We start from the raw sequence: 23344 nt of genomic DNA, 5'->3' as shown, positions 1-23344 counted from the left end.
TAAGCGCAGCACGACGCAGTCCTGCGCTCACGCTGCGCTTAGTTGATTTTCAAACGCTTGCTCAACCCACGCAGACCATAACTCACCCATGGCCACAACAGGGCGCTGACCAGCGCGGGCAGCACAAGCGCCAGCGTTGGCTGTCGATTGCCGTTCAAGGCGCTGATCCACAGCTGCACGAGCTGCGCCAGACCAAAGACCACCAGCAGCACCAGACATTGCTGCCACATGGGGAACATGCGCAGACGCTGCTGCAAGGACATGACCAGAAAAACGATCAGCGTCAGGGTCAGTGCGTTCTGCCCCAGATAGTTGCCATATAGCACATCTTCCATCAGGCCCAGCAGCCAGGCGGTGGTCATGCCGACTTTATGCGGCAGGGCCAGAACCCAGAAACTCAGAAGCAGCGCCAGCCACAGCGGACGAAAGATTTCCATGAACTGCGGCAGTGGCGAAATGCTCAACAGCAGGCCGATGACGAAGGTAAGCCAGACAACCCAGCCATTGCGCCCGGAGACATGACTAACCATCGATTCGCTCCCGAGAGTTGGAAGGTGGAGACGCCGGGGGCTGTGACATGGCTGGCCTTGCAGCAGGCCGTGCAGGCGCCTGCTGGGTGGCCGGAGCCGGAGTTGCAGCCGGGGCCGAAGTGCCGTGGGTAGCCGGTCTGGCGTGGGTGGTGCCGGTCGGGAATGATGGCATCGTTGGCACCGGCACCATCGGGAAAGCCGGTGACAGCGGTGGGAGCGTTGGCGCTACGGTCGGCTCAAGGCCCTTGTCGAGAGATTCCTGAGCCTGCGCCGCATCGGCAGCGCGCTCTTCCGGCGAGCGCCCATCGGAGAACACCAGCAACAGATAGCGGCTGCGGTTCAAGGCAGCAGTGGGAACGGCGCGCACAATGGCAAACGGTTGGCCGGAGTCATGAATGACTTCCTTGACCGTCGCCACCGGATAGCCCGCCGGGAAACGCTGACCCAGGCCGGAACTGACCAGCAGGTCGCCTTCCTTGATGTCTGCGGTATCCGCCACATGCCGCAACTCCAGGCGCTCCGGGTTGCCGGTGCCACTGGCAATGGCGCGCAGACCGTTGCGGTTGACCTGTACGGGAATGCTATGGGTGGTGTCGGTCAGCAACAGGACACGGGAGGTATAGGGCATCAGCTCGACCACCTGCCCCATCAGGCCACGGGCATCGAGCACCGGCTGCCCAAGGACCACGCCATCGCGCTCGCCCTTGTTGATGATGATGCGGTGAGTGAAAGGGTTCGGGTCCATGCCGATCAGCTCGGCGACCTCAACCTTCTCGTTGACCAGCGCCGAAGAGTTGAGCAACTCGCGCAGACGAACGTTCTGCTCGGTCAGCGCCGCCAGTTTTTGCAGGCGACCTTGCAGGAGCAGGGTTTCGGTCTTGAGTTTTTCATTTTCGGCGATCAGCTCGGTACGACTGCCGAACTGGCTGGCAACGCCCTGAAACATGCGCTGTGGCAGATCGACAATCCAGTAGGCCTGCATCAATACCAGCGACATCTGGCTGCGTACGGGCTTGAGGATAGTGAAACGTGCGTCCACCACCATCAACGCGACCGACAGCACGACCAATACCAGAAGACGTACGCCCAGCGACGGGCCTTTTGCGAAAAGCGGTTTAATAGGCCGCTCCTCCCGGGCATGCGATCAAAGGATCAAGCTTCAATTGGCTGTTATTCATGCGGTATGAACCGGCCTGGACAGATGAAAGAAATAGGCACCTTGTTTCGGCGTCAGCCTAACGCATACAGGTAGCACAAGCGCTACCTGCATACAAAAGACCCTATGAACAGCGCCCCGGCGAATTACTCGCTGGAGAGCAGATCCATGGTGTGCTTATCCATCATTTCCAGCGCACGGCCACCACCACGCGCCACACAGGTCAGCGGGTCTTCGGCAACGATGACCGGCAGACCGGTTTCCTGGGCCAGCAGCTTGTCCAGATCACGCAGCAGTGCGCCACCACCGGTCAGCACCAGACCGCGCTCGGCGATATCGGAAGCCAGTTCCGGCGGAGATTGCTCCAGGGCGCTCTTGACGGCCTGAACGATAGTCGCCAGAGACTCCTGAAGAGCTTCGAGCACTTCATTGGAGTTCAGGGTGAAGGCACGTGGCACGCCTTCGGCCAGGTTACGGCCGCGCACGTCGACTTCACGGACTTCACCGCCTGGGTAGGCTGTACCGATTTCCTGCTTGATGCGCTCTGCGGTGGACTCACCGATCAGGCTGCCGTAGTTGCGGCGCACATAAGTGATGATCGCTTCGTCGAAACGGTCGCCGCCGACACGTACGGATTCGGCATAGACCACGCCGTTGAGCGAGATCAGAGCGATTTCAGTGGTACCGCCACCGATATCGACGACCATCGAACCACGAGCTTCTTCGACCGGCAGACCGGCACCGATGGCAGCGGCCATTGGCTCTTCGATCAGGAATACTTCACGGGCACCGGCGCCCAGAGCCGACTCGCGAATGGCGCGACGCTCGACCTGAGTAGACTTGCACGGCACGCAGATCAGCACACGAGGGCTGGGCTGCAGAAAGCTGTTTTCGTGAACCTTGTTGATGAAGTACTGCAGCATCTTTTCGCACACGCTGAAGTCGGCGATAACGCCGTCTTTCATTGGACGAATGGCTGCGATGTTGCCTGGAGTACGGCCCAGCATACGTTTGGCTTCGGTGCCGACAGCCACGACACTCTTCTGGTTGCCATGAGTACGAATTGCAACTACAGAAGGCTCATTCAGAACGATACCGCGCTCACGCACGTAAATAAGGGTGTTGGCAGTGCCCAGGTCGATGGAAAGATCACTGGAAAACATGCCACGCAGTTTCTTGAACATGGGATATGGGACCCTAGGGAACGCGTGGGTAAAAAAGTGCGGCAAACTCTAACAACGACAGGGATTTTGGGCAAGGAGCCAATATGTTAAATTGGCGGTTTTCTGAACACACCCCGCGACGTTAGCGGCTTTAAGACCGCATAAATGCGGTGGTGTTCCGCAATTTGCCGGCAGACCGATTCACCGGCATTCCACTGGAGATACCCCATGGCGCTTGAACGCTCCGACGTGGAAAAGATCGCCCATCTGGCCCGAGTGGGCCTGGATGACGCCGATATCCCGCGTACCACCGAAGCACTTAACAGCATTCTCGGGCTGGTCGATCAGATGCAGGCGGTCGATACCACAGGCATCGAACCTCTGGCTCACCCGCTGGAAGCTTCCCAGCGCCTGCGCGAAGACGCCGTTACAGAACACAATCGTCGCGACACTTACCAAGTCATCGCACCAGCGGTCCAGGACGGGCTTTATCTGGTTCCGAAAGTCATCGAGTAAGGGAAAGAGCCTGCATGCATCAAATGACTCTGGCCGAGATCGCCCGCGGACTCGCCGATAAAAAGTTTTCTTCCGAAGAACTGACCCGTGTCCTGCTGGCGCGCATTGCGCAGCTCGACCCTCAGCTCAACAGCTTCATCACCCTCACCGAAGACCTGGCGATCACCCAGGCGCAGGCCGCAGACGCACGTCGCGCTGCCGGTGAGAACGGCGCCCTGCTGGGCGCGCCCCTGGCACACAAGGACCTGTTCTGCACCCAGGGCATCCGTACCAGTTGCGCCTCGCGCATGCTCGACAACTTCAAGGCGCCCTACGACGCCACCGTGGTTGCCAGGCTGGCAGCCGCGGGCACCGTGACTCTCGGCAAGACCAACATGGACGAGTTCGCCATGGGCTCGGCCAACGAATCCAGCTACTACGGCGCGGTGAAAAACCCCTGGGCTCTGGAGCACGTTCCCGGCGGTTCGTCCGGCGGTTCGGCTGCTGCGGTTGCGGCACGTCTGCTGCCTGCGGCCACCGGCACCGACACCGGTGGCTCGATTCGCCAACCGGCTGCACTGACCAACCTGACCGGGCTGAAACCGACCTACGGGCGCGTTTCCCGCTGGGGCATGATCGCCTACGCATCCAGCCTCGATCAGGCAGGCCCCATGGCCCGCACCGCCGAAGACTGCGCCCTGCTGCTGCAAGGCATGGCCGGCTTCGATCCACAGGACTCCACCAGCATCGATGAGCCGGTGCCGGATTACTCCGCCAGCCTCAATACCTCGCTCAAGGGCCTGCGCATCGGTCTGCCGAAGGAATACTTCAGCGCAGGTCTGGACCCGCGCATTGCGCAACTGGTACACGAAAGCGTCAAGGAGCTGGAAAAGCTCGGCGCGATCGTCAAGGAAATCAGCCTGCCGAACAACCAGCACGCGATTCCTGCGTATTACGTCATCGCTCCGGCAGAGGCTTCCTCGAACCTGTCGCGCTTCGACGGCGTGCGCTTCGGTTATCGCTGCGAAGAGCCAAAAGACCTGACCGACCTGTACAAGCGCTCCCGCGCCGAAGGCTTCGGCCCTGAAGTACAGCGCCGCATCATGGTCGGTGCCTACGCGCTGTCGGCTGGTTACTACGACGCCTACTACCTGCAAGCGCAGAAGATTCGTCGCCTGATCAAGAATGATTTCATGAATGCCTTCGCCGAAGTCGACGTGATTCTCGGCCCGACCACGCCCAACCCGGCCTGGAAAATCGGCGCCAAGAACAACGATCCGGTGTCTGCCTATCTGGAAGACTTCTACACCATCACCGCCAACCTCGCGGGTCTGCCGGGCCTGTCCATGCCTGCCGGCTTCGTCGACGGCCTGCCGGTGGGTGTGCAATTGCTTGCGCCGTATTTCCAGGAAGGCCGTCTGTTGAATGTGGCCCATCAGTATCAGCAAGTCACTGACTGGCACACACGCACACCTGAAGGCTTCTGAGGAGCAACTTAATATGCAATGGGAAGTCGTCATCGGGCTGGAGATTCACACCCAGCTTTCGACCCAATCGAAGATTTTCTCCGGTAGCGCCACCACGTTCGGCTCCGAACCCAACACCCAGGCCAGCCTTGTGGATCTGGGCATGCCGGGCGTATTGCCGGTGCTCAACAAGGAAGCGGTACGCATGGCCGTCAAGTTCGGCCTGGCGGTCAATGCCGAAATCGGTCAGCACAACGTGTTCGCCCGCAAGAACTACTTCTACCCGGACCTGCCCAAGGGTTACCAGATCAGCCAGATGGAATTGCCAATCGTCGGCAAGGGCCATATGGACATCACCCTCGAGGACGGCACGGTCAAGCGCATCGGCATCACCCGCGCCCACCTGGAAGAAGATGCGGGCAAGAGCCTGCACGAAGACTACAGCGGCATGACCGGCATCGACCTGAACCGCGCCGGTACGCCGCTGCTGGAAATCGTTTCGGAACCGGACATGCGTAGCGCCAAGGAAGCCGTGGCTTACGTCAAGGCCATCCACGCGCTGGTTCGTTACCTGGGCATCTGCGACGGCAACATGGCCGAAGGCTCGCTGCGTTGCGACTGCAACGTGTCGGTTCGCCCCAAGGGCCAGGCCGAATTCGGTACTCGCTGCGAGATCAAGAACGTCAACTCGTTCCGCTTCATCGAGAAAGCGATCAACAGCGAGATCCAGCGCCAGATCGACCTGATCGAAGACGGTGGCAAGGTCATCCAGCAGACGCGCCTGTACGACCCGAACACCAACGAAACCCGCGCCATGCGCAGCAAGGAGGAAGCCAACGACTACCGTTACTTCCCCGATCCGGACCTGTTGCCGGTCATCATCGAAGACTCGTTCCTCGACGAAACCCGCGCCACCCTGCCGGAATTGCCGCCCCAGAAACGCGAGCGCTTCCAGAGCCAGTTCGGTCTGTCGGCCTACGATGCCAGCGTGCTGGCTTCCAGCCGCGAGCAGGCCGACTACTTCGAGAAGGTCGTGAGCATCGGCGGCGACGCCAAGCTGGCGGCCAACTGGGTCATGGTCGAGCTGGGCAGCCTGTTGAACAAGCAAGGCCTGGAGATCGAAGAGTCGCCGGTCAGCGCCGAACAACTGGGCGGCATGCTCAAGCGCATCCTGGACAACACCATTTCCGGCAAGATCGCCAAGATGGTGTTCGAAGCCATGGCAAATGGTGAAGGCAGTGCCGACGAAGTCATCGAGAAACGTGGCCTGAAGCAGGTTACCGACAGCGGTGCCATCGAATCGATGCTCGACGAGATGCTCGCTGCCAATGCCGAACAGGTCGAACAGTACCGCGCCGCAGACGAAGCCAAACGCGGCAAGATGTTCGGCTTCTTCGTCGGTCAGGCAATGAAAGCCTCCAAAGGCAAGGCCAACCCGCAGCAAGTGAACGAACTGCTGAAGGCCAAGCTCGAAGGCTGATCCAAGCCATTGGAACGGATTTATCCGCGAAAGCCATTCGGGGCTTTTCGCGGATCAACCCGATCTCACATCGTTAAACAGGCATCACAGGATTTGACCGATGCGCCGACTTGTCACTGCCTGCTCCCTGCTCACCCTGCTGGCCGGTTGCGCCAGTCATGACATAGATCCCCACGGCTACGACGAAACCGGTCGTGCTTCGTATTACGGTTCCCGACATCACGGCAAGCGTACCGCCAGTGGCGAGCCCTTCAATCAGAATGCCTTGACCGCCGCTCATCGCGAGCTGCCTTTCGGCACCCGGGTCAAGGTTACCAATCTCGACAACAACAAGAGTGTCGTGCTGCGCATCAATGATCGCGGCCCTCATGTACGAGGCCGGCTGATCGATGTATCCCGCGAAGCCGCCGAACAACTGGGCATGCTGCGCAGCGGAACCGCGCCGGTGCGTGTCCAGAGCCTCGACTGAGGACAGCCCGAATTATCCAGCTATCGACCCTTCCCGCCCCCGCGCTCATCCAGTTGCTGAGCGGTCTTCTGCTTCTGCTGATCGGCGCAGAATTATCGGTGCGCGCCGCCGTGCGCCTGGCCTCGATCCTCAGGATTCGGCCGCTGATCATCGGCCTGACCGTGGTTGCACTGGGCAGCAGCGCACCGCAGATGGCCGTCAGCCTGCAAGCCGCGTATTCCGACAGCACCGACATTGCCGTAGGCAGCGTCATCGGCAGCAATATCTTCAATGTGCTGGTGATTCTGGGCCTGTGTGCCCTGATCATTCCGTTGCGGGTCGCCCGTCAGGTGCTGCGCATCGACATCCCGTTGATGATCGGAGCCAGTCTGCTGGTCATCGGTCTGTCGTGGAATGGCGAGTTCAGCAAGCTCGACGGGGGATTGCTGCTGGGCGCGATGCTGGGCTGTCTGTTTATCGTGCTGCGCCAGGCTGGAGGCGCACGTCATGGACACACCCACAGCAAGGAAAAACCCCGCACCCTGACCTGCATTGCCCTGCTGGCCTGCGGCCTGCTGTCGCTGGCGTTCGGCGGTCATCTGCTGGTGGATGCTGCGGTGGTGATCGCAATCAATCTGGGGCTTTCAGAGCGCATCATCGGCCTGACACTGATGGCCATCGTTACGTCCCTGCCTGCCCTGATGACGTCCCTGATCGCGGCCTTGCGCGGCGAGCGGGATATTGCGGTGGGCAACGTGATTGGCAGCAATCTGTTCAATCTGCTGGGCGTTCTGGGCGTGACCGCGCTGATCTCACCCGTGCCGTTGTCGATATCTCCCAATGCGCTGGTGTTCGACCTGCCGATCATGCTCGGCGTCGCCGTGCTCTGCCTGCCGCTGTTTTACGCCGGTTATCGCATCACCCGCTTCGAAGGGCTGTTGCTGCTGGCGCTGTACCTGACCTACGGGCTGCATATCGTGTCGTTCAGTACCGGCATGCTGCTGGCCGAAAGGCTTGAGCACCTGATGATCCAGTTCATCCTGCCACTGCTGGGTATCGCGGTAGCCTTTGGCATTGTGAAGGCCTGGCGGCGTCAGCATTGACAGCCGATCAGATCCAGCCGCCCCACTGCAACAGGAAGATCCCGATATTGGTCGTCACAGCCGCAGCCAGCGTGGTGATAACGATGATCGCGGCGGCCAGCTCGTAATTGCCGTTGGCAGTACGGGCCATGATGTAACTGGCTGCTGCCGTCGGGCTGCCGAAATACAGAAACAGAATCCCCAGCTCCGCACCGCGAAAGCCCACCAGCCATGCTGCAAAAGTGCAGATCAGTGGCAGCCAGACCATTTTCACCATACTCGCACTGATCGCCAGCGCGCCGCTTTTGCGCAAGGACGCCAGCGACAGCGTACCGCCGATACAGATCAGCGCCAGCGGCAAGGTCATCTGCGCCAGGTAACTACCGGACGTCTCCAGCCATTTGGGCAGGCCGATACCGAAATAGGCGAAAGGTGAAGCGCCGATGACACTGATGATCAGCGGATTGGCCAGCACACTCTTGAAGATGCTCCACGGATCGGACTTGATCACCGGGCTGTAGACCGCCAGCACAATGGTCGAAAGCGCGTTGTAAAACACAATCACCAGAGCAGCGAGAATCGCTCCCAGCGAAATACCGTATGCCCCATACATGCTGGCGGCCAAAGCCAGGCCCACCACACCATTGTTGCCGCGAAACGCCCCCTGGACATATACGCCCCGATCCTCCCTGGGGCAACGCCAGATCGCCCAGCCCCAGGTGGCCGCGAAACTCAACACGGTCGCAACGCTGAAAAAAATCAGCAGTCCGGGCTGCAGCGCTTCGTTCAGGTTGGCGTGAATGATCCCCAGAAACAACAGCGCCGGCATGGTGACGTTGAACACCAGCCCCGACGCCACGACGATGAAGCCATCATTGATCGCATGGATGCGCTTGAGGAGCACGCCCAGAAACAGCATGGCAAATACAGGCGCGGTAATGTTCAGGGTTTCAAGAAAAATAGCCAGCATGCCGCAGACCTGATCCCGTCATTAGGTCCCGTCATCATAAGCCAGCAGGGAGTGAAGGTGTTGCAGGGAATTTCAGTTCCTGGTTTTCCAGGCACATTGTGGGAAGGGGCCTTGGCCGCGACGACTTTCATGACGGCAACACATTTTCAGGGCCATCAATTGAAGTCGCGGCCAAGGCCCTTCCCACAAAATGCACATGACACGAAAAACTAAACCGCAGGCTGCAACTTGCGCTCAAACACTGACACACCATCCAGATCCCGCAGGGTTACGGTCATTTCTGCGGTCTGTCCATCGATGTTCACTTCCCCGAAGAACTGGAAGCCCGCAAAAGGTGAGGTGTTCTGGGCCGGCGGGGCTTTCTGGAAGACCAGTTCCGGGCCGAAGGTCTTGTCCAGCGGGTTGGGGCCGAAGCTTCCTGCATTGAGCGGCCCGGCCACAAACTCCCAGAACGGGTCGAAATCCTGGAACACTGCAAGCTCCGGTTGATAGTGATGGGCAGCGCAATAATGCACATCGGCAGTCAGCCATACGCAATCGCGGATCTGTTGTGCCCGCATGAACGCCAGCAGCTCGGCCACTTCCAGTTCGCGCCCCAGGACCGGGCCATCGTTACCGTTGGCGATGGCTTCCCAGCGCCCCACACCGGGGCTGACTTCGCCGTCCGGGACACCAAGACCAATGGGCATGTCGGCTGCGATGACTTTCCACTGCGCATTCGAAGCCTTGAGCTCGCGTTTGAGCCAGTCCAGTTGCTCACGGCCCAGAAAGGCCGTGGTCGGCCCCGGCTTGTCGGCCAGGTTGGCGTCATTGCCATCGCGATAGCTGCGCATGTCCAGCACGAACACATCGAGCATCGGGCCATAAGGGATCTTGCGGTAGATGCGCCCGCCGTTATCGGCCTGCTGCAAACGCATGGGCGCGTATTCCAGAAAGGCCTGCCGCCCGCGAGCCGACAGCAACTGGATGTCCTTGACCTTGTAACGATCATCCAGCTGTTTGCTGGGCGACCAGTTGTTGGTGACCTCGTGATCGTCCCATTGCCAGATCTGCGGCACCTCGGCGTTGAAGCGGCGCAGATTCTCGTCCATCAGGTTGTAGCGGTAGTTGCCACGGTATTCGTCCAGCGTCTCGGCAACCTTGCTTTTCGCTTCGCTGATGATGTTGCGCCAGATACGCCCGCCTTCGGTGGTGATCTGCGCCGGGATCGGACCATCGGCGTAAATGGTATCGCCGCTGTGGATAAAGAAGTCAGGCAGGCGCAGGCGCATGGCTTCGTAGATACGCATGCCGCCAATGTCCGGGTTGATGCCAAAGCCTTGGCCGACGGTGTCGCCACTCCACACAAAACGGATGTCGCGACGCTGTTGCGGCATGCTGCGCAGATGACCGAACCAGGGCTCGCTGGCAACACCCGACTGGGCATCCTCGAAATGCACACGGTAGAAAATCGCCTGGTCCACAGGCAGACCGCTCAGCTCGACCCGGGCGGTGAAATCCGTCTGCTGATCGGCCAGCGCCGACACCAGCCGGCGCGGATTGGGGAACATGCTGCGGGTGTCCCATTCGACCACCATGCGCGAAGGGCGGTCGCTGCGGCTCCAGACCATCGCCCGATCACCCAGCAGATCCCCGGACTGCACACCCTCGGTCATCTTCGGGCGATCCTGCACCGAGGCAATGACTGCCGGTGCCAGACCCGGCAACAGAAAACCGGCTCCGACAGCCTGAATCACCCGACGGCGCTTGAGATCGAACTGGCTCATGGTTAACCCCTTTCAAGATGCGAAAGGGGAAACCTAGCAGGCCAATGTTGGAGAGATATGACAACCCGCAGCCAAGTGTCAGGCGGTGGCTTTTGCCAGTTCCATCTCTACCGCTTCAGGCCGTTTGAGCACTGCGTAGATCACACCGGTCGCCACGCTGCCCACGACAATGGCCAGCAGATACAGCAACGCATGGTTGATCGCGTTGGGGATCAGCATCACGAACAGACCACCGTGAGGCGCCATCAGTTTGCAGCCGAAGTACATCGACAGCGCGCCGGTCAGCGCACCACCAATCACGCTGGCCGGAATCACCCGCAACGGGTCCTTGGCGGCAAAAGGAATCGCGCCTTCGGAAATGAAACACAGTCCCAGTACGAACGCGGCCTTGCCGGCCTCGCGCTCGCTCTGCGCGAACTTGCGGCGCGCCAGGATCGTGGCGATGCCCATACCGATGGGCGGCACCATACCGGCAGCCATCGCAGCCGCCATGGGTGCATAGCTCTGGGACGCCAGCAGACCTACGGAAAACGCATAGGAAGCCTTGTTGATCGGCCCGCCCAGATCCACGCACATCATCGCGCCCAGCAGCACACCCAGCAGAATCGCATTGGTGGTGCCCATGCTGTCCAGGAAGGTGGTCAGGCTGGCGAGCATGCCCGCAACCGGCTGGCCCACCACATAGATCATGATCAGGCCGGTAAACAGGCTCGACAGCAACGGGATGATAAGAATCGGCTTGAGCGCTTCGACACTGGCCGGCAGGCGGGCGTAGCGGTTGATCAGCAACGCGCTGTAACCCGCCAGGAAACCGGCCACGATACCGCCGATGAAACCCGCGCCCAGCGTACTGGCCAGCAAGCCGCCGATCATGCCCGGTGCCAGACCCGGACGGTCGGCGATGGAGTAAGCGATGTAACCTGCGAGCAACGGCACCATCAGCTTGAATGCCGACTCGCCGCCGATCTTCATCAGCGCCGCTGCCAGAGTGCCCTCTTGCTCATAAGCCTTGATGCCGAACACGAACGACAACGCAATCAGCAGACCGCCCGCGACCACCATCGGCAGCATGAACGACACACCGGTCAACAAGTGCTTGTAGACGCCGGTCCCTTCTTTTCTGGAAGGCGACTTGGCCACTTCATCCACCGACTCGACCTGCCCCTCGGCCAGGGCTTTTTTCAGGGTTGCGTCGGAATGCTTGAGGGCAATGCCGGTGCCGCAGCGGTAGATTTTCTTGCCCGCAAAGCGGTCGGTATTGACTTCGATATCCGTCGCCAGCAGCACCACGTCGGCATCGGCAATCGCCTGCGGACTGAGCGGATTGCGCGCCCCGACCGAACCCTGGGTTTCCACTTGCAGGTCGTAATTCAGACGCTTGGCAGCCTGTTGAATCGCTTCGGCGGCCATGAAGGTGTGTGCAACACCGGTCGGACAAGCGGTGATGGCAACAATGCGCGGCTGGCTGCCGGAGCTGCCGACCGCGACAGCCTCATCGGTCGCAGGCGCAGCATAGACTTGCGCCTCATCGGCAGCATGCTTCAGGAAACCGTCGACATCCTGCAAGGCATGGGCCGGCGTGTCCTGGAACAGGCGCTTGCCGACAAAACGGCTCAGGTCCAGCGGGCCGGTGTTGACCACCAGCACCAGATCGGCCGCTTCGATATCCAGCGCCGAAAGGCACTGTTCGGGCTTGTTCGGATCCACGACTTCGACGCTGGTTTCCCAACCCTGACGCTGGGCTGCCGCATCGAGCAATCGTGCGCTGAGGACGCTGCTGACCTTGCCGTTCGGGCAGGCCGTTACAATGGCTAACTTCATCACGATCCTCTCTTATTGTTCTGTCAGGCTGCGTACAGTGACGCCGCTTTCAAGTCGTTTGAGTCGGGCGGCATCGGTAATGCCGAAACCGATCTGGGTCACTGCCATGGCGGCAATCGCGGTCGCCGTGCGCAAGGTTTTCTGAGGCTCATGGCCACCAAGCAGACCGTGAACCATGCCTGCCAACAGAGAATCTCCGGCCCCCACGGTACTGGCGACAGTGACTTTCGGTGGCAGTGAATGCAGCGCTATGCCGGAACTGAACCAGTGCACCCCCTCCGAACCCTGGGAAATCACCACATGCTCGATACCCTGAGCACGCAAGCGGGTCGCCGCTTCGGCCTGGGCAGCGATAGAGATGATCGGTGCATCAAGCGCATCGGCCAGTTCTTCGGTATTGGGCTTGATCAGCCAGGGGCCTGCTGCAAGACCGGCACGCAAGGCCAGGCCGCTGCTGTCCAGCGCCACCTTGAGGCCGAGCCCCTTCAGCATCAGCAAGAGTTTTTGCAGCCATTCGGGAGTGACGCCACGAGGCAGGCTACCGGCGACCACCACGGCATCGAAGCCAGGTGCAATCTGCTCGACCCTGGCAAACAGAGCGTGCTGGGCCGCTTCGCTGACCTGTGGGCCCGGACCGTTCAAGTCGGTGATGCGCCCGCTGCCTTCGGCCAGTTTGATGTTGCTGCGGGTTTCGCCCGGCACACGCACGAATTCGTCGACAAAACCGCGACGGGTAAACAGGGACTCGAACGGCTGCTGATTATCGATGCCGAGAAAACCGGCCACGGTCAGTTCATGCCCCAGATCAGCCAGGACTTGAGCCACGTTCAGCCCCTTGCCGGCCGCATGGCTGAGCATGGCGTCACTGCGATTGACCTGCCCGAGCTCCAGTTGACCCAACTGCACAGTCAGGTCCAGCGCCGGGTTCATGGTCAGGGTAAGAATCTTCGCCATTACAAAGCCTCCACCAGCGCACGCACTTCGGCTGCGCTGCCTGCAGTCAGCGCCTGTTGCGCCAGTTGCTGAGCGGTGCTCAGTTCCAGTTCACGCACACACGCCTTGACCTCGCCAATGCTGCGCGCCGAAACACTCAGCTCATCCACACCCAGCCCGACCAGTACCGGCACCGCCAGCGGGTCCGCCGCCAGCTCGCCACACACACCGACCCACTTGCCGTTGGCATGGGCGGCCCGCACGGTCATGTCGATCAGTTGCAGCACACTCGGGTGCAAGCCGTCCGCCTGGGCGGAAAGGGTCGGATGGCCACGGTCGATGGCCATGGTGTACTGGGTCAGGTCGTTGGTGCCGACGCTGAAGAAATCCACTTCCCTGGCCAGTACCGGGGCCAGCAAGGCAGCCGACGGGACTTCGATCATGATCCCCAGTTGCAGATCGCTGACCGGAATTTCTTCACGCAAACGCTGGGTCATGTCCCGCGCCTGACGCCACTCTTCTACGGTGCCTACCATGGGGAACATGATGCGCAACGGTCCGCTGTCAGCCGAGCGCAGCAAGGCGCGTAACTGGCTTTCCATCACGTCAGGGCGTTGCAGGGTCAGACGAATGCCACGCACGCCGAGGAACGGGTTTTCTTCCTTGTCGATGGGCCAGTAGGGCAACGGTTTGTCACCGCCCACGTCCAGGGTACGAACCACCAGAGGACGACCGCCCAGATCGGTGAGCACACGACGGTATTCGGCTTCCTGAGTCGCTTCGTCCGGCGCCTGGGAATGAGCCATGAACAGCAATTCGGTGCGCAGCAGGCCAATACCTTCGGCACCCTGCTCAACCGCAGCCGGAGTGCCCGTGCTGTCGCCGATGTTGGCGAAGACTTCGACGGCATGACCATCGCGAGTCACTGCGGGCTCCATGCGCGAGGCGGCTGCCGCCTTGAGACGCTGCTCACGGGCATCGCGGTCCTGGACCGCACGCTGCAAGGTCGACTCATCCGGCGCGACAGTCAGCCGCCCCCGCTGGCAATCGAGCAGCAGAACGGTGCCCGACTTGAGTTGCAAGACCTCATCACCAGCCCCCACCAACGCCGGAATACCCAGGGCCCGCGCCACGATAGCGCTGTGCGCCGTTGCGCCCCCCCGGGCGGTCAGAATGCCCGCGACGTGCGCCGGGTCCAGTCGCGCCACATCGGACGGGCCGACTTCGTCCATCACCAGAATGTAAGGCTCATCGGGAGCAGCAACGGTTTCGACACCACAGATTTGCGCCAGCACACGACGCCCCACATCACGCAGGTCCGCAGCACGCTCGGCCAGCAGAACATCATTCAACTGTTCCTGCTGGGAAGCGGCGGCATCGATCACCCCGGCCCAGGCAGCAGCGGCGCTTTCGCCCTTGTTCAGGCGCAGCTCGGTCTCGCTGCCCAGCTCCGGGTCATCGAGCATTTCCTGGTGGGTGATGAAGATTTCGCGGATGGCCTTGGCCTTGCTGCGCTGGATCAGGCTTTCGATATCCTGACGCACCTCGGCCAGAGCCTGTTGCAGACGCGCCCGCTCAGCAGCCACCGATTCGCCCTGCTGCGGATAATCGAAGGCTTGCAATACTTGAACATGAGCAGGTCCGATGGCAATGCCCGGTGAGGCCGACACCGCTTGCAGCACGGCACCCTCGCCGGGCGCAGCCACAGCCTTGGCCACCGCAGCTTTTTGGGGAGCGGCCTGCGGCTCGGTCGCGACCGGCAGTGGCTCGACCTCCTCACCAAGACCTTGTTCCACAGCCGCCAGCAAGGCAGGCAAAGCGTCTTGCGCAATACTCGGCTCGGCAATGAATTCCAGCGTCTGCCCGCGACGGGCACCGAGGCTGAGCAGCTTGCTCAGGCTCTTGGCCGACACTGCGGTTTCGCCGCTTTCCACCACGCGCACACGAATCTCGCCTTCAAATTCCTTGGCCAGTTGCGCCAGCACCTTGGCCGGACGGGCATGCAAGCCATGAGCATTGGCCAGAGCAATCTGCCGGGTCGGCCACTCGTCTGGCAGCTCACCGCCCAGGGCTTGCAGGATGACGCGGCTGTTGGTGGCATGGCCCAGTTCGTGGCCACGGCCTTCGATCAACAGCGAGCACAGACGCTCAAGCAGTGTCTGATGAGCTTCCCCGAGGCTGGCCAGACAGAACAGTCCAGTCAGTGGTTGGCCCAGATAGCGCAGGGGTTTGTCCGGTGTCACGAAGGCCAGGCCAGGGCGCTTGACCGTCTGCTCGCTGTGCAGCCACCACAGGCCATCGCCCAGCGACAGCGCTTCGACCTGCTGGAGGATCGCGGCAAAGCCGTTGTTTACACAATCGGCCCGGCGCAGCAGGCGAGCCCCGCGCCAGACCAGTTCTTCAAAATCGTCGGCCGATACGCCGAGGCTGATCATCTGGGCATCGAGGGCCAGCTCCTGAGGCGCGCCCTGCAAGAGCCGCAGCAGGTCTTCCGGGGTTTTCGCCTCGCGCAGGGCATGGCCCAGATCCGCCTCGCCCAGTGCGCGGGTCAGTAATTGCAGCAACCGCAGGTGTTCATCCGATTTGGCCGCAATGCCGATGGCCAGGTAAACAATTTGCCCGTCGCCCCAATCCACGCCTTCAGGGAACTGCATCAGGCGCACGCCGGTACTGAATACCAGATCGCGGGTTTCAGGGGTGCCGTGGGGAATTGCGATGCCCTGGCCAAGAAAGGTAGAGCCTTGCTGCTCGCGACTCATCAGCCCGTTGAGGTAACCCTCGGCAACCAGACCGTCAGCGACCAGATGGTCGGCGATCAGTTGCAACGCGCCCGACTTATCCACAGCTGTGCGGCCCATGGATATTTGCTCCAGAGAAAGTTCGAGCATGTCCTGACTCCTGTGCAGCGCCGTAGCGCCACCTGATTCTTGTTTTAATGACGATCATCAGTGATCGACAGCCTGGAAGACGAAAGTGCTGCCTGTCGGATTGCACTTTCATCCTGATTTGCAGCAAATATCAGCTTGCTGAATCGTTTAATCTAGAATTGCACGGCACGTTACTCGATTATGGACTCGCGTTGAAGCCCAGCCGGTCCGATAGCTGTAGGAGACGTCTCAAAATACACCGAGCACTTGGGGGTCCCCTATGGTCTGGTGTAAAGATGCTCCGCATTCAGCGAAACTCCTCGTTGATACGAGACAACCACGAAAAGGAACTTTTCGCGTGAAACTCAGCGATATTGCGCGCCTGGCAGGCGTTTCCGTCACCACAGCCAGTTACGTAATCAATGGCAAGGCCGAACAGCAACGCATCAGCCCCGCGACCGTCGAGCGTGTGAAGGCGGTGGTCGAACAGCATGACTTCCGCCCCAATCCTCAAGCTGCGGGCCTGCGTACCCGTCACAGCCGCACTCTGGGCTTCATCCTGCCGGATCTGGAAAACCCCAGTTACGCCCGTATCGCCAAACTGCTGGAGCAAGGCGCACGCGCCCGCGGCTATCAGTTGCTGATCGCCAGTTCCGACGACGATCCCGCCAGCGAACTGCAACTGCTGCAGGTATTCCGTGCCCGCCGCTGCGATGCCTTGCTGGTCGCCAGTTGCCTGCCCTCCAACAACGACAGTTACCGCGAACTGCAGAACAAAGGCCTGCCGATCATCGCCATTGACCGGGAAATGAACGCCGATTTCTTCTGCTCGGTGGTCAGCGACGACCACGACGCCAGCCTGCAACTGACCCGCAGCCTGTTACAAACGCATCCCGAACATATCGCCCTGCTGGGCGCGCGGCCTGAACTGAGCGTCAGCCAGTCGCGGGCAGAGGGTTTCCGGCATGCGCTCGATGGCTTTACCGGCACGACCACCATCGAACATGGCGAAGCTTTCAGTCGCGAGTGTGGCCAGCGCCTGATGAGCGACATGCTGCAACGCCTGGGACATTTGCCCGATGCACTGATCACAACGTCCTACGTGTTGCTGCAAGGTGTTTTCGATGTGCTGCAAAGCCAGGACCTCAACCCTGCGCAATTGCACCTGGGCACTTTCGGTGACACCCAGTTGCTGGACTTCCTGCCGCTGCCGGTCAATGCCATGGCACAGCAGCATCAGTTGATTGCCGAAAAGGCCCTGCAACTGGCACTGGATGCCATCGAAAACGATCAGTACGAACCCGGCGTACATGCCATCGTACGGACCTTCAAGCAGCGCATTCACGAGAGCTGACCGGGCATGCTGATCGATACCCACACTCACCTGGACTTCCCGGATTTCGACGCCGATCGTGCGCAGGTACTCGACAACTGCCGCGCACTTGGCGTGGAGCGCATGGTGGTTCTGGGGGTTTATCAACGTAACTGGCAACGGTTATGGGACCTGACCCTGGAGCATCCGTCGCTGTATGCAGCATTCGGCCTGCACCCGATCTATATCGACGAGCATCGCCCCGAGCACCTGACCGAGCTGGGCGACTGGCTGAGTCGCCTCAAAGGCCATCCTCAGCTGTGCGCCGTGGGCGAGATCGGGCTGGATTACTACGTCGAAAACCCGGACCGCCAGAGCCAGCAGCAGGTCTTCGAGGCACAACTGCAACTGGCGGCCGACTTCGATCTACCGGCTCTGCTGCATGTACGACGCAGCCACGCGGATGTGATTGCGACACTCAAGCGCCACAAGCTCAGGCGCAGCGGGATCATTCATGCGTTTGCCGGCAGTCGGGAAGAGGCTCGGGAGTACATGAAGCTGGGGTTCAAGCTCGGACTTGGCGGTGCCGCGACCTGGCCACAGGCGCTACGCATGCACCGGGTCATCGCCGAACTGCCGCTGGAAAGCATCGTCCTGGAAACCGACTCGCCGGACATGGCTCCGGCGATGTACTCCAATCAGCGCAACAGTCCGCAGCATTTGCCGGAGATAGCCAAGGCACTGGCCGGGCTGTTGAAGGTCAGCCCCGAACGCTTGGCGCAGGTGAGCACCCGCAATGCCTGTGAACTGTTCGGGTGGCCTGTTCGCGAATGAATGGGCTCCCAATACAGATCAGATCAACAGTGTCCACAGCGCAAAACCCGCATACCAGACGATGGCGGCACGTATCAGCAGCTCCCAGAGCAGATCGAGGCTGGTCACGCCATCGGCTCCCATGACAGGTGCCGGGACTTCGCTGGCGACCCGGCCGATGCGGGCAATCAGTTGCGCAGCGCTGATGTTCCAGTTGAGCAATTCATGCAGCATCACCCGGCTGACCGCAACGAAGTTGCCCACCAGCGCGAAACTCGCCGCCAGCAGCCTGACAGGTATCCAGTCGAAGGCATGACGCAATTGCGTCGCCCGCTCCACCAGCGCCGGAGTCTTGCCGTTTTCGGCCGCCAGGGCCAGCAAGCGATAAGCCAGCGCCGCAACCGGTCCCAGCAGGAAGTACCAGAAAATCACCACGAAGAAGCTCTGATAGGCCTGCCAGAGCATGTAACTCTGAACGCCTTCCAGCAGTTGCTCGCTGTTGTCGGCCAGCACGCCCATGTCTCTTTCGGCCACATGCACGGCAGCCTGTTCATCGCCACGCCGGCAGGCATCGCGAAAGGGTCCGAGTGCAGCCAGCAGGTCGCCACGGCCAAGGCTGTAGATCAGCACCAGAAGATGAAGCGGCAGCGCCAGCCAGCCGTAGGCCACCGAGCCGACGATGGTCAGTGCCAGATGCAGTATCAGAAGCGGCAGCAGGATCAGCAGAGCCAGCATGACCCAGGGACGAGAAGCGGTTCGCGGACTTGACTCGAGCCTGGCCAGTTCCTTCAGCCATGGCCCGTCACGTTGTACACGCTGACGCAGCGCCGAAAACTTTTCGACCCAGACTGCCAGCAGCAACACCAGAAAACTCATCGCTTGATCCTCACTTCAGTCCTGCAAGGCGGCTTTAAAACGAGCCCAGTCGAAACATGGCCCCGGATCGGTCTTGCGTCCGGGTGCGATATCGCTGTGCCCACAAATGCGCTCGGGCGTGATTGCCACAAATGCCTGACGCAACTGGCGCGTCAGATCGATCAAGGCGGCATATTGCGCATCGGTAAAGGGCTGGTCATCCGTGCCTTCCAGTTCGATACCGATGGAAAAGTCATTACAGGCTTCACGCTCCTGGAAACAGGAAACGCCAGCATGCCATGCCCGGTCAAGACATGAGACGAACTGAGTCACCTCGCCATCACGCTCGATCAGAAAATGCGCTGAGACACGCAGGTCGGCAATGCCTTCGAAATAGGGATGCTCGGTGATATCCAGCCGGTTCTGAAAAAACGCCTGGACCTTGCCCGTCTTGAATTGAGCAGGCGGCAGGCTGATGTTGTGGATCACCAGCAGCGAGATCTCACCCTCGGGTCGCGCATTGAAATTGGGTGACGGGCAATGCCGTACGTTGTCACACCAACCGCTTGCGGGGTCCAACTGCATGAAGGCTCCTTGAAGAACGAGGTCGATGGGCACAAGTATGCCCAAACAGAATCGGAGACAGGAACGAATTCATTCGCGAAGACATTTTTTCAGGCGCTGCACCCAGACAGGAGGGGCACCCTGGCAGGCATCCCCTCCTCCTGCGGGCCTTATGAGCCCTTGAGCTTGCGCAGACTGCTGATCACCGACTCCAGTGCCCGGTCGAACAGCAAGGCATCGTCGAGGATGCGGATGGTGCCGCGACGCAATTCGATGGCCAGCCCCATGCGGGACTTTTCCAGCACCTTCATGCCGGTGCGGTTGACGAACACGTAGCGTCCGGAAGGCTCGACGATAGCCGTGAGTTTGCAACGCAACTTGTTCTCTTCGTCTTCCTGGATCTCGACCCAGTTGCCCACGCGCAGCTTGTCGACCATCTGCAGACCGGCATCGTCGTTGGGCAATTGCAGGACACTTTCATTGCTCAACGGCTCGTCCGGCGCAGTCAGGACGATCTCTTCCATCACGACCATCATGGCCGGGCCTTCGGCAGGCTCAACTTCAGTCAATGCATCTGCACTCTGAAGCTCATCGCCTTGCACGTCCTGCAAGCGGGAGAAGTGCTGGAAAGCCTGCACATGAAGCACTTCCAACTGGCTGAAAAACTCGCTGGTGGCGAATGGGTCAAAGGCGGCGCTGGTCAGCCCCTCGCGCAATGACTTGAGCAGGCCCGGAACCAGTTCGAGCAGCTTCTGCCGCGCTTCCGGGTCTTCGTGCAGTTCAACACTCCAGATCAGGTCGTCCATGGCCTGCAATCCGGCCAGCCACTCGCTCGAACCTTCGCCATGCTTGAGACAGGTCAGCAGCAGTACCTTGCTCCAGGCCTGCTCCAGCAGGCGTACTACCGCTTCGGGCAGGGTTTTGCCCAGCAAGCGCTGGTTGAGTTCATGCTGAACCAACTGACGCGCCAGCTCGGCACGGGTGCGGCCTTCTTCGGCATCACGGGTACGCTGCTCAAGCAGCTCGCTACGGCGGCGCTCGTCGCTGGTGAAGGCCAGGAAGTCAGCCAGCAGTTCGGAGAAAATCGCCGGGTCGTCGACGAAGTCGTTGAGCAGACGCTGCACGATCTGGTCGACACGCATGTACAGCGAGTCGCGCTGATAGTCATCGCGCCCGCCCCAGCCCAGTGCAGCAGTGGCGATTTCGTTGAGCAGGCGGCGGGCCGGATGGCTGCCACGGCTGAAGAAGCTCTTGTCGATCACGGCGACCTTGAGCATCGGAATCTGCAGACGCCCGATCAGCGCCCGCAGCGAATGCGGCAGGTTGCGGTCATCGAGAATGAATTCGAACAGCATGGCGATCAGGTTGATCACATCCTCATCGCCGGCACCGACACTGCGAGATTTACCGCTCTTGACGCTGACACGGGTCAGCAGTTGCTCGAGCTGGTTACGCAGATCGAAATCTTCGGGGGCATCCGAGGTCGGCACATATTGCTGCAGATGCGAAAGCAGACGCAGCAGGTCCTTGCTGGAGATGGGGCGCACCTCAGAGCTCGGGCCATGACGCGGAGTCAGGTTGCCGCGCACTTGCAGCAAGAGCTCCTGCAGCGCCGAAAACACTTCGAGCACCCCCTTGTCGAGCTTGTCCGCCGCCTGCGCCAGTGCCGGATCGGACAGTTCGCTGGGCCGCGCCCTGGGAGCAGGCCGGTCGGAAGAGCGACGGGCAGGCAAGGCTTTCATTTCGGGCAGGATGCCGGTGGCGATCAACAACTGGTTGGCTTCGCCATACAGGTGATCGATGTTGGTCAGGATGTATTTCTCGAACAGCTTGAGAACGATCAGCTTGACCTTGATCTCGACCCCCAGGCTGCGCTTGGCCTGCAGGAAGAAGTTGCACAGCATTGCCGGCCCCATGGGGTTGGTGTCGACAGTGATCGGCTGGGGAATCAGCTCGTTCAGGCGCGCCGTCAGCTGGCTCAGGGCAACGCCATCGCGGCTAATGACCTTGGCGACCATCGAATCGACGGCTACGGTTTTTTCCAGCTCGTCGTTAGGCACAAGCGACAGCTTGTCGAACGCGACCGCTGCCGGCAGCACGGGCTCGGTGATCTGGTACTGGCCCAGCGCCAGGAAAGATTCGTAGAACTTGTCGAGAAACGCCCGCTCGATGCTTTTGCGCTTGAGGCGCAAATCGCGCATGGCCTCGAAAAACAGGTTCTGGTCAGTATTACTGACAGCGCGGTCGGCCATCTCGAACAGGGTGTCGTCAGCGTTGTCGAACAGCGCCTGCAAGGCATCCTTGAGCTGCTGTGCGGCTTTATCACGCACCTGCAACAACACGACGGGCAGCCGGGCCAAAGGCGTACTTGTACCCTGGGCAGGAATTCCCTTGCTCAACGGCACAACGTTTTCGTCGTTTTGCATCAAACCCCCAGACAGGAAACGGCTTTAATCCCATCACAAACGCGGTTTGCAACCTTCGCCTGTGAAGCGATCCCCATGGTCTTCGCGCTACGTCAAAGCTATGACGTCAAATACAAGTCGGATTATCTTTCAAAACTTGTACGGAACGCCAGCGAAGTATTGCGCCTTGTAACAAGCGCATTACAGATCAGGGGATGTGCAGCGATAGACAACGCCAATCGACATATATCGCAAAGGAATTTACAAAACCGACCAACAGCACACTTTGCGGACAGGACAAGCCGGACAGGTGGGTTACGAAGGTGCGGTGCCTTATACTCCTGCGACTTTGTTAGTGGAGCCTGCTATGCCGAATTTACGACTCGCCGACCTGACAGCCGAAATAGAAGCCAATGTGCGGCGTGCATTGCTCGAAGACGTCGGCAGTGGCGATATCACCGCTCAATTGATTCCGCAGGAGCGGCTGGCCAAGGCCACCATCATTTCTCGCGACGCCGCCGTGATCGCGGGTACGGCATGGGTCGATACGGTTTTTCGTCAACTCGATCCACGGGTTGCGGTGCACTGGCAAGTGGCCGATGGCGACCGGGTCAGCCCCAATCAGGCGCTGTTTCATCTGGAAGGTCCGGCCCGCTCGCTGCTGACGGGCGAGCGCAGCGCGCTCAATTTCCTGCAACTGCTTTCAGGCGTCGCCACCCGTGCGCAGCACTATGCCGACATGGTGAGCGATACTCAGGTCAAACTGCTCGACACCCGCAAGACTCTGCCCGGCCTGCGTCTGGCGCAGAAATATGCCGTAACCTGTGGCGGCTGCCATAACCATCGCATCGGTCTGTACGATGCCTTCCTGATCAAGGAAAACCACATTGCTGCCTGCGGCGGCATTGCCCAGGCCGTGGCCGCCGCGCACAAGATCGCCCCCGGCAAGCCGGTGGAAGTCGAAGTGGAAAGCCTGAACGAACTCAAACAGGCGCTCGAAGCCGGTGCCGATATCATCATGCTCGACGAATTGAGCCTGGATGACATGCGCGAGGCAGTCCGTCTGACAGCAGGACGCGCCAAACTCGAAGCCAGCGGCGGTATCAATGACGACACCTTGCGAGTGATTGCCGAAACCGGCGTCGACTATATCTCCATTGGCGCGATGACCAAGGATGTGAAAGCGGTGGACCTGTCCATGCGCTTGAGTCTCTGACC

At 60.5% G+C, this 23344-nt stretch carries 19 protein-coding genes; 8 read left to right on the top strand and 11 right to left on the bottom strand.

Going from position 1 to position 23344, the window contains the following annotated elements; genetic code table 11:
* Positions 1-38: 38 nt before the first annotated feature.
* The 3 genes from mreD to mreB form a co-directional block, all read right to left on the bottom strand.
* Positions 39-530, bottom strand: coding sequence for a rod shape-determining protein MreD (mreD, locus tag JSY17_RS03235; RefSeq protein ID WP_206400541.1), 492 nt, complete (start codon positions 528-530; stop codon positions 39-41).
* Positions 523-1605, bottom strand: coding sequence for a rod shape-determining protein MreC (gene mreC / locus JSY17_RS03230; protein ID WP_404823328.1), 1083 nt, complete (start codon positions 1603-1605; stop codon positions 523-525). Before mreC ends, mreD begins: the two co-directional genes overlap by 8 nt.
* 227 nt (positions 1606-1832) lie before the next feature.
* Positions 1833-2870 (bottom strand): rod shape-determining protein MreB, encoded by a 1038-nt coding sequence (gene mreB, locus JSY17_RS03225; RefSeq protein WP_002555108.1) that lies wholly within the window; start codon positions 2868-2870, stop codon positions 1833-1835.
* A gap of 207 nt (positions 2871-3077) precedes the next feature.
* Between mreB and gatC the strand changes: the two genes are divergently transcribed.
* The 5 genes from gatC to JSY17_RS03200 all read left to right on the top strand — a co-directional run bounded on the left by gatC (position 3078) and on the right by JSY17_RS03200 (position 7841).
* Positions 3078-3365, top strand: coding sequence for an Asp-tRNA(Asn)/Glu-tRNA(Gln) amidotransferase subunit GatC (gatC, locus tag JSY17_RS03220; RefSeq protein WP_117165772.1), 288 nt, complete (start codon positions 3078-3080; stop codon positions 3363-3365).
* Between the two features lie 14 nt (positions 3366-3379).
* Positions 3380-4831, top strand: a complete 1452-nt coding sequence (gatA, locus tag JSY17_RS03215) for an Asp-tRNA(Asn)/Glu-tRNA(Gln) amidotransferase subunit GatA (protein ID WP_117165771.1) — start codon at positions 3380-3382, stop codon at positions 4829-4831.
* Between the two features lie 13 nt (positions 4832-4844).
* A complete protein-coding gene (gene gatB / locus JSY17_RS03210; protein ID WP_117182130.1) occupies positions 4845-6290 on the top strand; it encodes an Asp-tRNA(Asn)/Glu-tRNA(Gln) amidotransferase subunit GatB in 1446 nt (481 codons plus the stop codon).
* Positions 6291-6390: 100 nt separating this feature from the next.
* Complete coding sequence (locus JSY17_RS03205; RefSeq protein WP_206400540.1) at positions 6391-6759, top strand: septal ring lytic transglycosylase RlpA family protein; 369 nt, start codon at positions 6391-6393, stop codon at positions 6757-6759.
* 53 nt (positions 6760-6812) lie between these two features.
* Positions 6813-7841: a calcium/sodium antiporter gene (locus JSY17_RS03200; RefSeq protein ID WP_206400539.1), complete on the top strand. Its 1029-nt coding sequence runs from the start codon at positions 6813-6815 to the stop codon at positions 7839-7841.
* A gap of 7 nt (positions 7842-7848) precedes the next feature.
* Here JSY17_RS03200 and JSY17_RS03195 read toward each other — a convergent pair whose 3' ends face one another.
* From JSY17_RS03195 to ptsP, 5 genes are all read right to left on the bottom strand, one after another.
* The gene (locus tag JSY17_RS03195; RefSeq protein WP_206400538.1) at positions 7849-8790 is read right to left on the bottom strand and encodes an AEC family transporter; all 942 of its coding nucleotides are present in this window, start codon (positions 8788-8790) and stop codon (positions 7849-7851) included.
* A 209-nt stretch (positions 8791-8999) separates the two neighbouring features.
* The gene (locus tag JSY17_RS03190) at positions 9000-10556 is read right to left on the bottom strand and encodes an alkaline phosphatase D family protein (RefSeq protein WP_206400537.1); all 1557 of its coding nucleotides are present in this window, start codon (positions 10554-10556) and stop codon (positions 9000-9002) included.
* 78 nt (positions 10557-10634) lie between these two features.
* A complete protein-coding gene (locus JSY17_RS03185; RefSeq protein ID WP_206400536.1) occupies positions 10635-12377 on the bottom strand; it encodes a PTS fructose-like transporter subunit IIB in 1743 nt (580 codons plus the stop codon).
* Positions 12378-12389: 12 nt separating this feature from the next.
* Positions 12390-13331 carry a 1-phosphofructokinase gene (gene pfkB / locus JSY17_RS03180; RefSeq protein WP_206400534.1) on the bottom strand — a complete coding sequence of 314 codons (942 nt, stop codon included), beginning with the start codon at positions 13329-13331 and terminating at the stop codon, positions 12390-12392.
* Positions 13331-16198 (bottom strand): phosphoenolpyruvate--protein phosphotransferase, encoded by a 2868-nt coding sequence (gene ptsP, locus JSY17_RS03175; RefSeq protein WP_206400532.1) that lies wholly within the window; start codon positions 16196-16198, stop codon positions 13331-13333. The genes pfkB and ptsP overlap by 1 nt, the downstream gene beginning before the upstream one ends.
* Before the next feature lie 337 nt (positions 16199-16535).
* Between ptsP and cra the strand changes: the two genes are divergently transcribed.
* Together cra and JSY17_RS03165 are read left to right on the top strand one after the other, a co-directional pair.
* Entirely contained in the window at positions 16536-17531 is a 996-nt protein-coding gene (gene cra / locus JSY17_RS03170; protein WP_206400530.1) for a catabolite repressor/activator, read from the top strand.
* Positions 17532-17537: 6 nt separating this feature from the next.
* A complete protein-coding gene (locus JSY17_RS03165) occupies positions 17538-18323 on the top strand; it encodes a TatD family hydrolase (RefSeq protein WP_206400529.1) in 786 nt (261 codons plus the stop codon).
* A gap of 18 nt (positions 18324-18341) precedes the next feature.
* Here the strand turns inward: JSY17_RS03165 and ampE are convergent, their stop codons facing one another.
* From ampE to JSY17_RS03150, 3 genes are all read right to left on the bottom strand, one after another.
* Complete coding sequence (ampE, locus tag JSY17_RS03160) at positions 18342-19178, bottom strand: regulatory signaling modulator protein AmpE (RefSeq protein WP_117184918.1); 837 nt, start codon at positions 19176-19178, stop codon at positions 18342-18344.
* Between the two features lie 15 nt (positions 19179-19193).
* Positions 19194-19742, bottom strand: coding sequence for a 1,6-anhydro-N-acetylmuramyl-L-alanine amidase AmpD (ampD, locus tag JSY17_RS03155; RefSeq protein WP_206400528.1), 549 nt, complete (start codon positions 19740-19742; stop codon positions 19194-19196).
* Positions 19743-19891: 149 nt separating this feature from the next.
* Positions 19892-22147 carry a DUF1631 domain-containing protein gene (locus JSY17_RS03150; RefSeq protein WP_200977188.1) on the bottom strand — a complete coding sequence of 752 codons (2256 nt, stop codon included), beginning with the start codon at positions 22145-22147 and terminating at the stop codon, positions 19892-19894.
* A gap of 346 nt (positions 22148-22493) precedes the next feature.
* Between JSY17_RS03150 and nadC the strand changes: the two genes are divergently transcribed.
* Positions 22494-23342 (top strand): carboxylating nicotinate-nucleotide diphosphorylase, encoded by an 849-nt coding sequence (gene nadC, locus JSY17_RS03145; protein WP_117182118.1) that lies wholly within the window; start codon positions 22494-22496, stop codon positions 23340-23342.
* Positions 23343-23344 lie beyond the last annotated feature (2 nt).

The organism is Pseudomonas capsici (assembly GCF_017165765.1).
Classification (GTDB): Bacteria; Pseudomonadota; Gammaproteobacteria; order Pseudomonadales; family Pseudomonadaceae; genus Aquipseudomonas; species Aquipseudomonas capsici.
The sequence above is the reverse complement of the archived record's forward strand: the minus strand, read 5'-3'. Positions and strand labels throughout refer to the sequence as shown.

Coding starts and splice junctions, on each gene's coding strand:
- mreD (WP_206400541.1), bottom strand. CDS start 530: ATGGTTAGTCATGTCTCCGGGCGCAATGGCTGGGTTGTCTGGCTTACC.
- mreB (WP_002555108.1), bottom strand. CDS start 2,870: ATGTTCAAGAAACTGCGTGGCATGTTTTCCAGTGATCTTTCCATCGAC.
- gatC (WP_117165772.1), top strand. CDS start 3,078: ATGGCGCTTGAACGCTCCGACGTGGAAAAGATCGCCCATCTGGCCCGA.
- gatA (WP_117165771.1), top strand. CDS start 3,380: ATGCATCAAATGACTCTGGCCGAGATCGCCCGCGGACTCGCCGATAAA.
- gatB (WP_117182130.1), top strand. CDS start 4,845: ATGCAATGGGAAGTCGTCATCGGGCTGGAGATTCACACCCAGCTTTCG.
- JSY17_RS03205 (WP_206400540.1), top strand. CDS start 6,391: ATGCGCCGACTTGTCACTGCCTGCTCCCTGCTCACCCTGCTGGCCGGT.
- JSY17_RS03195 (WP_206400538.1), bottom strand. CDS start 8,790: ATGCTGGCTATTTTTCTTGAAACCCTGAACATTACCGCGCCTGTATTT.
- JSY17_RS03190 (WP_206400537.1), bottom strand. CDS start 10,556: ATGAGCCAGTTCGATCTCAAGCGCCGTCGGGTGATTCAGGCTGTCGGA.
- JSY17_RS03185 (WP_206400536.1), bottom strand. CDS start 12,377: ATGAAGTTAGCCATTGTAACGGCCTGCCCGAACGGCAAGGTCAGCAGC.
- pfkB (WP_206400534.1), bottom strand. CDS start 13,331: ATGGCGAAGATTCTTACCCTGACCATGAACCCGGCGCTGGACCTGACT.
- ptsP (WP_206400532.1), bottom strand. CDS start 16,198: ATGCTCGAACTTTCTCTGGAGCAAATATCCATGGGCCGCACAGCTGTG.
- JSY17_RS03165 (WP_206400529.1), top strand. CDS start 17,538: ATGCTGATCGATACCCACACTCACCTGGACTTCCCGGATTTCGACGCC.
- ampE (WP_117184918.1), bottom strand. CDS start 19,178: ATGAGTTTTCTGGTGTTGCTGCTGGCAGTCTGGGTCGAAAAGTTTTCG.
- ampD (WP_206400528.1), bottom strand. CDS start 19,742: ATGCAGTTGGACCCCGCAAGCGGTTGGTGTGACAACGTACGGCATTGC.
- JSY17_RS03150 (WP_200977188.1), bottom strand. CDS start 22,147: ATGCAAAACGACGAAAACGTTGTGCCGTTGAGCAAGGGAATTCCTGCC.
- nadC (WP_117182118.1), top strand. CDS start 22,494: ATGCCGAATTTACGACTCGCCGACCTGACAGCCGAAATAGAAGCCAAT.